Annotated in this window: 9 protein-coding genes; 4 read left to right on the top strand and 5 right to left on the bottom strand. The window is 72.9% G+C overall.

The genetic code is table 11. The features are described from left to right. Nucleotides 1–109 precede the first annotated feature (109 nt). From ACTEI_RS25535 to ACTEI_RS25515, 5 genes are read right to left on the bottom strand one after another with little or no spacing between them, the layout of a single operon-like run. Nucleotides 110–1,036 carry a hypothetical protein gene (locus tag ACTEI_RS25535; protein ID WP_122979982.1) on the bottom strand — a complete coding sequence of 309 codons (927 nt, stop codon included), beginning with the start codon at nucleotides 1,034–1,036 and terminating at the stop codon, nucleotides 110–112. Then, nucleotides 1,033–2,316, bottom strand: a complete 1,284-nt coding sequence (locus tag ACTEI_RS25530; RefSeq protein ID WP_122979981.1) for a class I SAM-dependent methyltransferase — start codon at nucleotides 2,314–2,316, stop codon at nucleotides 1,033–1,035. The genes ACTEI_RS25535 and ACTEI_RS25530 overlap by 4 nt, the downstream gene beginning before the upstream one ends. Nucleotides 2,317–2,336: 20 nt before the next feature. Continuing rightward, nucleotides 2,337–3,350, bottom strand: coding sequence for a dTDP-glucose 4,6-dehydratase (gene rfbB / locus ACTEI_RS25525; RefSeq protein WP_122979980.1), 1,014 nt, complete (start codon nucleotides 3,348–3,350; stop codon nucleotides 2,337–2,339). Nucleotides 3,351–3,380: 30 nt separating this feature from the next. Beyond that, the gene (locus ACTEI_RS25520; RefSeq protein ID WP_244940647.1) at nucleotides 3,381–3,815 is read right to left on the bottom strand and encodes an SCP2 sterol-binding domain-containing protein; all 435 of its coding nucleotides are present in this window, start codon (nucleotides 3,813–3,815) and stop codon (nucleotides 3,381–3,383) included. A gap of 28 nt (nucleotides 3,816–3,843) precedes the next feature. After that, nucleotides 3,844–5,499, bottom strand: a complete 1,656-nt coding sequence (locus ACTEI_RS25515) for a (2,3-dihydroxybenzoyl)adenylate synthase (protein WP_122979978.1) — start codon at nucleotides 5,497–5,499, stop codon at nucleotides 3,844–3,846. 227 nt (nucleotides 5,500–5,726) lie between these two features. Here ACTEI_RS25515 and ACTEI_RS25510 point away from each other — a divergent pair, with 227 nt between their 5' ends. The 4 genes from ACTEI_RS25510 to ACTEI_RS25495 are packed head-to-tail and all read left to right on the top strand — an operon-like array spanning nucleotide 5,727 to nucleotide 12,452. Beyond that, nucleotides 5,727–10,964 carry a type I polyketide synthase gene (locus ACTEI_RS25510; protein ID WP_122979977.1) on the top strand — a complete coding sequence of 1,746 codons (5,238 nt, stop codon included), beginning with the start codon at nucleotides 5,727–5,729 and terminating at the stop codon, nucleotides 10,962–10,964. A gap of 26 nt (nucleotides 10,965–10,990) precedes the next feature. Further along, nucleotides 10,991–11,467, top strand: coding sequence for an SgcJ/EcaC family oxidoreductase (locus tag ACTEI_RS25505; RefSeq protein ID WP_122982409.1), 477 nt, complete (start codon nucleotides 10,991–10,993; stop codon nucleotides 11,465–11,467). Nucleotides 11,468–11,508: 41 nt separating this feature from the next. Continuing rightward, nucleotides 11,509–11,961, top strand: coding sequence for an SgcJ/EcaC family oxidoreductase (locus ACTEI_RS25500; protein WP_122979976.1), 453 nt, complete (start codon nucleotides 11,509–11,511; stop codon nucleotides 11,959–11,961). A gap of 17 nt (nucleotides 11,962–11,978) precedes the next feature. After that, a complete protein-coding gene (locus ACTEI_RS25495) occupies nucleotides 11,979–12,452 on the top strand; it encodes an SgcJ/EcaC family oxidoreductase (RefSeq protein WP_122982408.1) in 474 nt (157 codons plus the stop codon). Nucleotides 12,453–12,463 lie beyond the last annotated feature (11 nt).

Below are 12,463 nucleotides of genomic sequence, written 5' to 3'. Positions count from 1 at the left end.
TCCCCGCCCATCACTGAGCGCCGCGAGTGCGGGTCGGATCGGAGTGGCGTCCGGCGCGCGTGGCTGGCGGTGCGGACGATGGACCCGGGCGCGCGCCCGGCCGGAGGCGCTATTCGTTGTAGGGCATGGTGGGGAACCAGCCGTGACCGAACAGGGCGGGCACCCGGACATCCCAGTAGACGACCTCGAAGACGCCCAGCGCGAGCAGCATCGCCCCGCTGATCACCAGGGTGCGCTGCCGGTCGCTGCCCAACCAGGTCAGGAAACGCCCCCGGGTGCCGAGCATCAGTAGCAGGAACAGCGCCGACACCACGACGATGTTGCCCAGCGACTGCAGCACGAACGCGGCCGCGCCGTACAGCGGGTTGCCCCGGTCGGCGGCCCAGTGGAACAGCTCGTTGAACAGCGGGTAGGGCCGGCCGATGAGGAAACCGCCGACCAGCGCGCCGAGGGTGATGACGCGGGCGGTGGGCCGGGTGGCGAACGGGTCGGGTACGAAGCCGAGCGAGGCCAGCCCGAGGTAGGCGAACGCCAGACCGATGACCCCGAACACGATGACGGACTGCAGCAGCCGTACGGGCATGCCGGCGGCGGTGGCGGTGGACAGCTGCGGCAGCGCGTCGCCGATCAGCACCCCGGCGAAGCCGTACACCGCCGACACACTCACCATGCCCAGCGCCAGCCACCCGATCGGGCGCAGCGCCGCGTGCACCAGCCGCCGGGCACCGGACCCGGCGTGCCCCATCGGGCCGATCGACGCCATCACCGCCACGTTGCAGGCGGTGAATGTGCCGGCCAGCCCGGACACGAACGCGAAGACCAGCCCGGCGAGGGCGCCGCCGATCGCGGTGGCCTTCGCGTCGCGCCCGAGCAGCGCGTTGGCGACGGTGTCGCCGATGGTGTGGTCGACGAACTCGAACGACCACAGCACCGCCAGCAGGACGCCGGCGGCGACGCTGAGCAGCGCGACCCGGCCGGTGCGGCGCCGGCTCACCGGCTCCGCGGCGTGGATGGCGAGCTCAGGTGTGGCGCTCATGCTGCTTGCCCGGTGGCCGACGTGACGTCGGCGGCGGCGACGATGCGCGGCTGGGGGATGGGGATGATGAACCGGCCGCCGGCGTCGAGGAACGCCTGCTCCTTACTGATGATCTCGTCGGCGTAGTTCCAGGCGAGCAGCAGCCAGTAGTCCGGGGGTTCCCGCCGCGCCTGCTGCGGGGAGACGACCGGGATCAGCGACCCGGCGATCAGCCGGCCCTGCTTACCCGGGGTCGTGTCGGTGCAGTACGCGATCTCGTCGGCGCCGAGCCCGCAGGCGCGCAGCAGCGCGGTGCCCTTGGACGGGGTGCCGTACCCGGCGATCCGCTTGCCCTGGCCCGCCAGATCGCGCACCAGGTCCCCGATCTCGCGACGCAGCCGCCCCACCCGCTCGGCGAATGCGAGGTACGGCTGGTCGCCGGCCAGCCCGGCGGCCTGCTCGACGGCGTGCAGGTCCGCCACCGCCGCGGCGGGTTCGCGCCCGGCGGTCTCGCGGGCGGCGAACACCACGATCGAGCCGCCGTGCACCGGCGCGCGTTCCACGTCCACGATCCGCAGCCCGTGCGCGGCGAACAGCCGCGCGAACGTGCCCAGCGACAGATACGACAGATGCTCGTGGTAGATCGTGTCGAACTGGTTCTGCTGCAGCAGATCCAGCAGGTACGGCACCTCGATGACCAGCAGCCCGTCCTCGGCGAGCACCGCGTCCACCCCGTCGAGCACGTGGTGGAGGTCGTCGATGTGCGCGAAACACTGCCGGCCGAGCACCAGCGCTGCCCGCCCGTGCCGCGCCTGGACCTGCCCGGCAGCCTTCGGGCCGAAGAAGTCGGCGATCGTCTCGATGCCGTCGGCGTTGGCCACCGCGGCGAGGTTGCGGGCCGGATCCACCCCCACCGTACGCATCCCGCGCTTGCCGAACAGCGCGAGCTGGGAGCCGATGTTGCTGCCCAGCTCCACGACCAGGTCGCCGGGGAGCAGCTCGGCCTTGGCGACGCACCAGTCCGCGATGCTGTGCATGTGCGTGGTGTGCAGGTCGGAGTTCGAGGACACGTACACGTAGTCGCTGAACAGGACCTCGGGGTCGACGACGTGGCGCAGGCTCATCAGCCGGCAGGAGCGGCAGACGATGACGTCGACGGGGTACTCCGGCTGCGGCCGGTCCCGGTCGGCGGGGTCGAGCAGGTTGTTGGCCAGCGGGGTGCGGCCCAGCGACAGCAGGTCCAGCCAGTCCTGGTGGCCGCAGACCCGGCAGCGGTCCACGTCCCGGATGATGCTCGGCATGGCGATCTCCTTTGTGTGCCTCAGTGGAAGGTGGGTTCGGGGCGTCGTTGCCGGGCCGTGGCCCGCTCACGCAGGGGCTCCCACCACGCCCGGTTCTCCCGGTACCAGGCGACGGTGGCGGCCAGCCCCTCGGTGAAGTCGATCTGCGGCCGGTACCCCAGCTCGCGGGTGATCTTGGTGGTGTCCAGCGAGTAGCGCCGGTCGTGTCCCTGCCGGTCCGGCACCCGATCCACGGCGTCCCAGCCGGCGCCGCACGCCTCGAGCAGCCGCCCGGTCAGCTCGATGTTGCTCAGCTCCGTGCCGCCGCCGATGTGGTACACCTCGCCGGCCCGGCCGTCCTGCAGCACGAGTTGGATGCCCCGGCAGTGATCGGCCACGTGCAGCCAGTCGCGGCGGTTGCGCCCGTCGCCGTACAGTGGAACCCGCCGGGCGTCGAGCAGATTGGTGACGAACAGCGGGATCACCTTCTCCGGAAACTGGTACGGCCCGTAGTTGTTGGTGCACCGCGTCACACACACGTCCAGCCCGAACGAGCGGTGATACGCCAGCGCCAGCACATCGGAGCCGGCCTTGGCCGCCGCGTACGGCACGTTGGGCGACAGCGGGGTCTGCTCGGTCCACGAACCGTGCTCGATGGAGCCGTACACCTCGTCCGTGGACACGTGCACGAACCGGCGTACCCTGTGCCGCAGCGCCGCCTCCAGCAGGGTCTGGGTGCCGAGGACGTTGGTCCGGACGAACTGGTCCGCCGCGACCAGCGAGCGGTCCACGTGCGTCTCCGCGGCGAAATGCACGACGACGTCCTGGCCCGCGACCGCCCGGTCGACCACCTCCGGATCGCAGGTGTCACCGTGCACGAACCGGTAACCGTCCACCCCGGCGACCGGCGCGAGATTGGCCAGGTTGCCCGAGTACGTCAGCTTGTCCAGCACGGTGACCTGACTGCCGGCCGATCCGGGCAGCTGCCCGCGCAGGGTCGCGCGCACGAAATGCGATCCGATGAAACCCGCCCCACCCGTTACCAGGATGCGCACCTGTTCTCCTTCGTTTCAGCCCGGCCCGGGTCAGGGCGCGGGGATTTCGAACAGCGCGGGTACGCGGACGGTCAGCGCCATGTCCCCGCGCGCTTTGAGCCGGCCGAGCACCAGCATGGACACCGGACTGGAGCGGCCCGCGACCAAGCCGAGCAGCTCCATCGCGCCCAGGGTCAGCGTCAGCCGCGGTTCGTGGCGGGGCCGGTCCGACAGCGTGCACACACCATCGGCGATGACCAGTTCGTAGGTGTCGGCGCCGCCGTCGGGACGCCCGGTCACGCACCAGTGGATGACCGCGGACAGGGTGCCCGCTCGGTCTTGGCGCAGCAGTCCGGGCATCCGGGCGAAAATGCCGTTCAGCACGGTACGGCGGTGCGCACCCGCCATCGCCGCCTTCAGCTCCGCGGCAGGGGTGCGCCGGAGCAGCGCGGCGAAATCCTGCGGCTCCAGATCCGCCGGGTCCACATCGGTGAACATCGTTCTCCTCGGGGGTTCAGGGGTGCCGGCGCCGCGCGATGTCGGCCCGCAGCGCCTTCTTGTCGACCTTGCCGATGGCGGTGACCGGGAGGCTGTCCACCAGCTCTAGCCGCTCGGGCAGCTTGAACGCCGCCACCCCGGCCTCGCGCATGACGTCGCGCACCTGCGCCAACGTGACCGTGCTGCCCGCGCGCGGCACGACGTACAGGCAGACGGCTTCGCCGAGCTCAGGATCCGGCATCGCCACCGCGGCGGCCTGGCTCACCGTGGCCAGCTGGTGGGCGAAGTTCTCCACCTCCTCCGCGGCGATCTTCTCGCCGCCGCGGTTGATGAGATCCTTGTCGCGGCCCTCGATCACCAGGTTGCCGTCGGCGCGCAGCCGCACCACGTCCCCGGTGCGATACCAGCCGCCGGGCGGGTACGCCGCCGCGGTCAGCTCCGGCTCGCGGTAGTAACCGAGCGGCGTGTACGGCCCTCGGGTCAGCAGAATCCCGGGTTCCCCGATCGGCACCGGCGTCCCGTCCTCGTCGACCAGCAGCAGCTCGTCGTCGGGACAGATCGGCCGGCCCTGCGTGTGGTGCACCACCGCGTCGGGATCGCCGGGCCTGGTCATGCACAGCAAACCCTCGGCCATTCCGTACACCTGCTGCAGCCGGGCGCCCAGCGCGGGCGTGACCCGGGCGGCCACCTCGTCGGGCAGCCGCGACCCGGCCACCTGCACCAGGTCCAGCGAATCCAGGTCGGCGGCGGGGGAGCCGGCCAGGTGGTCCAGCCAGCGGATGACGGCAGCCGGCACGAGCGAGGTCATCGTGACCCGGTGCTCGGCGATCGCGGCCAGCGCCCGCTGCGGTGCGGGCGAGGCCAGGATCACGATGCGCCCGCCGCTGACCAGCGTGCCCAGGATGCCCGGCCCGGCCATCGGATAGCCGTGCGCGAGCGGCAGCACCGCCAGATACACCGTGTCCGGCCCGGCGCCGCAGATCCGCGCGGCCGTGCGCATCATGTACGCGTAGTCGTTGTGCGTGCGCGGGATGAGCTTGGGTCGCCCGGTGGTACCGCCGGACAGCAGGAACAACGCCACGTCACCGGGATCCGGGGCCGCGGCGCGAGCGCTGGTGTCGCCGGCCGGCGCGCACAGCGCCACCAGGTCGAGGCTGTCCGGCCGGTTCCGGCGTCCGGTCACCGCGACGTGCCGCAGGCCGGGCACCGCGGCGGCGACCTCGTGCGCCAGCTGCTCGTGGTCGAAACCGCGGACCGTGCCCGCCACCAGCAGCGCCCGCGCCTCGGTGAGCCGGGCAATCGCGGTCAGCTCCTGCCGCCGGTGCGCGGGCAGCGCCATCACCGGCACCACCCCACTGCGGAAACAGGCCAGCGCGATGACCACGAACTCCCAGCAGTTCGGCAGCTGCACGATGACCCGGTCACCGGCGCGCAGACCGAGACCGTGTAACCGTTGGGCCGCGCCGTCCACCCGCGACACCAGCTCGGCGAAGGTCAATGACACGTCGCCGTCGACGAGACAGATCGTCCCCGGGCGGCCGGCCGCCGCGTCGTCCAGATAGGCGCCCAGCGGCCGTTGTTCCCAGTAACCGCGGGCCACATAACGCTCCGCCAGCTCGTCGGGCCACGGCACCACCTCCGGCCGCCCGGCCCTCGACGCAGTCACGGACATGTGCTGTCTCCCTCTCTGCTGCGGGTCACCGCAAACGTTAGGAAAGGCACCGCGAAAATGCGTCTCCGGAATTGCTGGACAGCCTCGTGCTGCTGCGCACTCACGGAGATGCCCGGCCGGTTGCCGGCGGCGCACGATGTTTCGCAGTCGGTGCGCCGCAAGCCCCGCACACCGTGACCGGCCGGGAACCATTTCGGGTCGGCTTGTGCCCTGAGAGGAGCCGGAACGTGAGCCAGGATGGGGAATTCCCGGATGCCGTGGCCATCATCGGAATGAGTTGCCGGTTCGCCCCCGATCTCGACTCCCTGGAGAAATTCTGGGCCTTTCTCGCCGGCGGGCGTACCGCCGTCGCCGACATGCCCGCCAAACGATGGGATCCCTACGCCGCGAGCAATCCGCAGGCCACCGCCATTTTGCGCAGCACCACCCGCAAAGGCGCTTTCCTCGACGACATCGAGGGCTTCGACGCTGATTTCTTCGGCATCTCCCCGCGCGAAGCCGACTTCCTGGACCCGCAGCAGCGGATCATGCTGGAACTCGCGTGGGAGGCGCTGCACCACGCGGGGCTGCCCCCGCTGTCGCTGCGCGGCACCGACGCCGGCGTGTACGTCGCCGCGAACTCCAACGACTACGGCCGCCGCCTGCTCGAAGACCTCACCCGCACCGGCGCGTGGGCGGTCAACGGCACCACCTACTACGGCATCGCCAACCGCATCTCCTACTTCCTGGACCTGCGCGGAGCCAGCATGGCCGTCGACACCGCCTGTGCCGGCTCGCTGACCGCGTTGCACCTGGCCTGCCGGAGCCTGTGCACCGGCGAGACCCCGGTCGCGCTGGTCGGCGGCGTCAACATCATGGCCACCCCCGCGCTGATGGTCGCGCTCGATGCGGCCGGCGCGACCGCCCCCGACGGGCGCAGCAAGGCCTTCGACAGGACCGCCGACGGCTACGGCCGCGGTGAGGGCGCCGGGGTGCTCGTGCTCAAGCGGCTTGCCGACGCCCGCCGCGACGGCGACCGGGTCCTGGCCCTGATCCGTGGCTCCGGCGCCTTCCAGGACGGCCGCTCCGACGGCATGATGGCCCCTCGCGGCGACGCTCAGATCCACATGCTGGCGCAGACGTACCAGCGGGCCGGCATCGACCCGGCGACCGTGGACTACGTCGAGGCGCACGGCACCGGCACCCCCGTGGGTGACCGCGAGGAGGCCCAGGCGCTCGCCGGGGTGTTCGGCGCCGGGCGCGCTCCCGGGGACCCGTGCCTGATCGGCTCGCTCAAGCCGAACATCGGCCACGTCGAGGCGGGCTCGGGCATCGCCGGGGTCATCAAGACGGTCCTGGCGCTGCAGCACGGCCAGCTGCCGCCGAGCCTGCACACCGAGCCGAACCCGGAATTCGACTGGGCCGCCTCAGGCCTGCGGCTGGTTGGCGAGCTGACGGCCTGGGACACCGGCGGGCATCCCCGCCGCGCCGGGGTGTCCAGCTACGGCGTCGGCGGCTCGATCTCCCACGTCATCCTCGAAGAAGCACCCGCCCCCACCGCCCACACAGCGCCGGACACGGACGCCGCCGTGCGCACCTATCCGCTGTCGGCGATGTCGGAGCCCGGGCTGCGCGCGCTCGCCGCCCGCACCGCCGACTGGCTCACCGAGCACCCCGACGCCGCGCCCGCGGCGGTGGCGCACACTCTCACCGAGCGCCGCTCGCACCTGCCGCAACGCGCCGCCGTCGTGGCCGCCGGCACCGCCGAAGCCGCCGAGAAGATGCGCGCCTTCGCGGCGGGGGAGACAGTCGCCGGGGTCACCGCCGGACGCGCCCTGCCCGGCGCCGGGAACGGCGTCGTCTGGGTCTTCTCCGGGCACGGCGCGCAATGGCCGGGCATGGGCCGCGACCTGCTGCGCGACGCACCGGCGTTCGGCGCCGCGATCGACGCGCTCGACGCTGTGTTCGACGACGAACTGGGCTGGACCCCGCGCGCCGCGCTCACCGCCGGCGGACCCTGGACCAGCGTCGAAGTGCAAGCCCTCACCGTCGCGGTCCAGATCGGGCTGATCGCGGTGTGGCGCGAGCACGGCTGCCGGCCGGCAGCCGTCATCGGCCACTCGGTAGGGGAGATCGCCGCCGCGGTGTGCGCCGGCGTGCTCGACCCGGTCGAGGCCGCCCGCTTCGCCTGCCGCCGCGCCAAGGCCCTCGCCCCGCTCGCCGGGCACGGCGCGATGGTTCTGGTCGGGCTGCCCTTCGACGAGGTGAGTGACCGGCTCGCCGGCCGCGTCGACGTGGTCGCCGCCATCGCCGCCGGCCCCCGCTCGACCGTCGTGTCCGGCGACCGTGACGCGGTGACCGCGCTCGCCGAGCGGTGGCGCAGCCCTCAGGTGCCCGTCTGGAGCGTCGACACCGACATCGCGTTCCACAGCCCGCACGCTGATCCGGCCGTGCCCGCGGTGACCGAGGCCGCCGACGCCCTGCATCCTCGGCCCGCCCGCAGCACGCTCTACAGCACCGCGCTGGACGACCCCCGCGACCCGGCGCCTCGCGACGGCCGCTACTGGGCCACCAACCTGCGCGCCCCGGTACGCTTCGCCGCCGCCGTGCGCGCCGCCGCCGAGGACGGCCACCGGATCTTCCTGGAGGTCTCCAGCCATCCCGTGGTGACGCACTCCATCACCGAGACGCTCACCGGGCTCGGCATCGACGACACCGTGGTCACCGGATCACTGCGCCGCGACCGCGACGAGGTGAGCACCCTGCTGGCCGCCCGCGCCGCCCTGTACTGCGCCGGCGCGCATCTCGCCGGTCAGCCCGGCGGCGAGCTCGCCGACCTGCCCACCGCGGCGTGGCAGCACCGCCCGTACTGGATCTTCGGTGCGGGCGGGCCCGACGCGGGCACCGGCGGCGGCCACGATCCCCGGCAGCACACCCTGCTCGGTGGCCGCACCACGGTCAGCGGCGCCCCGCCCCGGCAGGTGTGGCAGACCTACCTCGACATGTCGTGCCGGCCGTACCCGCTGGACCACGAGGTCGTGGGCGTCGAGATCACCCCGGCCGCCGTGCTGATCAACAGCTTCGTGCACGCCGCGGCCGGCGACGACGGGCGGCTGCCCGCGCTGTCCGACGTGGTGCTGCGTACCCCGCTCGCCGTCACCCCGCCGCGCATCGTGCAGACCGTGCTCGCCGAGAACACCGCCCGCCTGTCCACCCGCGTCGTGCACGACGACGACGCGAGCGGTGACCCCGACGAGTGGATCACCCATTCCACCGCCACCATCGACCGGGTCACCGAGGTCGAACCCGGCGAACTGGACCTGAGCGCGATCCGCGGGCGCTGCCCGCAGGAGTGGGACTGGCAGCGCGTCGACGCGATGTTCCGCCGCATGGGCGTCGGCGGGTACGCGTTCCCCTGGGATGTCAACGAGCTGCTGCGCAACGACCAGGAGCAGTTCGCCGACCTCACCATCGTGGCGCCGCCCGCCCAGCATGCGGCCAGCTGGGCGCACGTCATCGACGGCGCCCTGACCATCAGCGCCGTGCTGGTCACCCCGGAGTACTCCGAGCACCAGTGGATGTCCTCGCACATCGACGCCGTGGCGTTCCGCGGCGAACCACCGGCCCGCATCACCGTGCACTCGGTGCGCTCGCCCAGGTCCCCGCACGACACCGTGGACGTGCTCATCGGCGACGAGCACGGCGACATCGTCGGGCTCGTGCGGGGCCTCACGTTCTCCGCCATCGAACACGAGCACACCGCTGCCGCCCCGCCCCACGACCTGGTGCACGAGATCACCTGGCGGCCCCTGGAGCTGACCGCCGGCGGCCACCCCGAGGGCACCGAGATCGCCCTGCTCGGCGACGACGCGACCGCCGCCCGGCTCGCCGCCACCGGCCTGCCCTGCCACCGTCTCACCACCCCCGACGAACTGACCACCCTGCCGGCCGGCACCCCGCTGCTGGTCGTGGTCGCCCCCACCGCCGGCCCGGCCGGCCCGGTCGGCGCGAGCGATCCGGCCGACGCGGGGGAGGAGGCCGCCTGGACGCTGATCCGTGCCGCGCAATGCCTCAGCGAACGCCAGCAGGCCGGTGACGCCGCCGCGCCGGCTCGGCTGTGGTGCCTCACCCGCGGCGTACGCGAGGCTGCCGACCCGGCCGCGCTGGCGCACGCACCGCTGTGGGGGGCCGCCCGGATCATCGCCGGGGAGCACCCCGAGATCTGGGGCGGCCTGACCGACCTCGACGGCGACACCCTCGACGGCACCACGCTGGCGGCAGTGCTCGCCGGCGCCGCCGGGCAGGAGGACGTCATCGCCCTGTCCGCGGACGGCGCCGCCGTACCCCGGCTCGCCCGCATCGACCGGCCCGCCGAGTCCGCCGGGCTGCAGTGCCGCCCCGCCGACACCTACCTGATCACCGGCGGGCTCGGCGCACTCGGCCTGCTCGTCGCCCGCTGGCTGGCCGACCGTGGCGCCCGGCGCATCCTGCTCGCCGGGCGGCGCAGCCTGCCCCCGCGGGCCGCCTGGGACCAGGTCACCGAGCCGCGGGTGCGCCGCCAGATCGACGGCCTGCTCGAACTCGAGGCGCTCGGCGTGACCGTGCGCACGGTCGCCGTCGACATCACCGACGCGTCCGCGGTGGCCCGCGCGCTGGACCCGGCCGTGCACGGCATGCCCCCGATCCGCGGGGTCGTGCACGCCGCCGGGGTGGTCCGCGACGCCATGGTCGACAAGACCGATCGCGACCAGCTGCGCGACGTGCTCGACCCGAAGGCCCGCGGTGCGATGGTGCTGCACGAGTTGTTCCCGCCCGGCACGCTCGACTTCTTCGTGCTGTTCTCCTCGTGCGGGCAGTTCGCCCGGCTCACCGGCCAGGCCACCTATGCCGCCGCGAACTCGTTCCTCGACGCGCTCGCCCGGCACCGGCACGCCGCCGGCGACACGGGCACCCGCAGCATCGGCTGGACCGCGTGGCGCGGCGTCGGCATGTCCGAGTCCATCACCATGACCATGCTGGAGGCCAACGCGCGCGGCCTGGACGCCGTGTCGGTACCCGAGGCGCTGCGCTGCTGGGCGTTCGCGGACCGCTACGCCAGCCCCTATCAGGCGGTGCTGCGGGTGCTGCCGACCCCCGGAGCCCGGGTGCCGATGTTGCGCGAGCTGGACGCCACCCGCAACGAGTCCACGCCGGACAACGGACCGCAGGCCGTCGACTGGACCGCGCTGACACCGGACGAGCTGCGCGAGCGCGTCGCCATCGCCGTCGGCGAGCAGGTCGCCGCCGAACTCAACCTGGCCGCGGGCGACGTTGACGTACGCCGGCCCCTGGTCGAGCTCGGCGTCGACTCCGTGATGACCGTTGCGCTGCGGGTCCGGCTGCAACGCACCTTCGGTCTCGACCTGCCACCCAACATCCTCTGGAGCCGGCCGCACATCGCCGCGCTCACCGATCACATCACCGAAGCACTCGGCACCCCGGCCTGACCGCAACCCCTGTGAAGGAGCCGCACATGTCCACCACCCCCGCGCCCGTCGTCGCCGAGGGCAAAGGCCTCGACGCCTACTACGGGCCGTTCACCAGCGACCGCGAGAAAGCCGTGCTGTCCGTACCGCTCCGGCTCGTGCAGGCGTGGGCCCGCAACGACGCCGACGGGGTCGCGCAGGTCTTCACCGAGGACGCCACGATGATCCTGCCCGGCGACGTCTACAAGAAGGGCCGCGACGAGATCCGCTCGTTCATGGCCGCCGCCTACGCCGGGCCGTTCAAGGGCACCGGCGTCACCGGCAGCCCCGTCGACCTTCGCTTCGTCGCCGACGACGTCGCCCTGATCCGCACCCACGGCGGCATCCTCGCCCCCGGGCAGACCGAGATCGAACCCGAGCTTGCGGTCCGCTCCACCTGGGTCTGCGTGCGCCGGGAGGGCCAGTGGCAGCTCGCCGGCTACCAGAACAGCCCGCGTGGCGCCGGCGCCACGTTGCGCTGGTGACCTGTGCCCGTACCGAATCAAAGGCAGAAAGGGAAACGGCCGTGAGTGACGCCGCCGCTCTGGTTTCGAGCGCCAAGAAATGGGCCACCTACTACGGCGAGCACGCCAACGGGCGCGCCGGCGCCGTGCTCACCGCTCCGCTGCGCGTGCGCGCCGCCTGGGACACCGGCGACGCCGAGGCGCTGGCCGCGATGTTCGTCGACAACGGCAGCATGCTGCTCGGCGACCGGCAACTGACCAGCCGCGACGAGATCCGCGACTATCTCACCGAAGCGTTCGCCGGCGACTACCGCGGCTCGCGCCTGGTCGAGGACATCCGCGACATCACCGAGCTGTCCGGCACCGTCGCCCTCGCGGTGGGCGAGGGCGCGATCGTGCCCGCCGGGCGCGACGAACCCGAGCCGGGCGCGGCGCTGCGCACCATGTGGGTCGTGGTCAAACGGGACGGCGACTGGCGCGTCGCGTCCTGGCAGAGCAGCCCCGTCACCGGATGACCCGGAAGGAGACCGCCATGACGTCCACCAGCTGGGGTGACGCCACCGCGCTGCTGACCGCGGCCGGAGTCGCCGAGGACACCGGCTACTACCGCGGCTTCACCGCCCCCGACGAGAAGGCGGCGCTCACGGTCGCCATGCGCATCCAGGCCGCCTGGGCCGCCAACGACGCCGACGCGTTCGCCGACGTGTTCACCGACGACGGCAGCCTGCTGCTGCAGGACACCCAGCTCACCTCGCGCGAGCAGATCCGTGACCACATGGCCCGGGGCTTCGCCGGCGGCCTCAAGGGCGCCCGCGTGCTCGGCGGCCCGGTGCACGTCAGCTTCCTCACCCCCGAGGTGGCCATGGTCATCACCGAGGGCGGCATCGTCCGCCCCGGCGAGCGGGCGGTCGCCCCCGCCGATCAGATCCGCGCCACCTGGGTGATCACCCGCCGCGGCGGTACCCCGGCCCTGGTCTCGCACCAGAGCAGCCCGGTCCACGGCTGACGATCCAAGGA

Source organism: Actinoplanes teichomyceticus ATCC 31121, assembly GCF_003711105.1.
Lineage (GTDB): Bacteria > Actinomycetota > Actinomycetes > Mycobacteriales > Micromonosporaceae > Actinoplanes > Actinoplanes teichomyceticus.
Note: the sequence above shows the minus strand (reverse complement) of the source record. Positions and strands in the feature narration are given on the sequence as shown.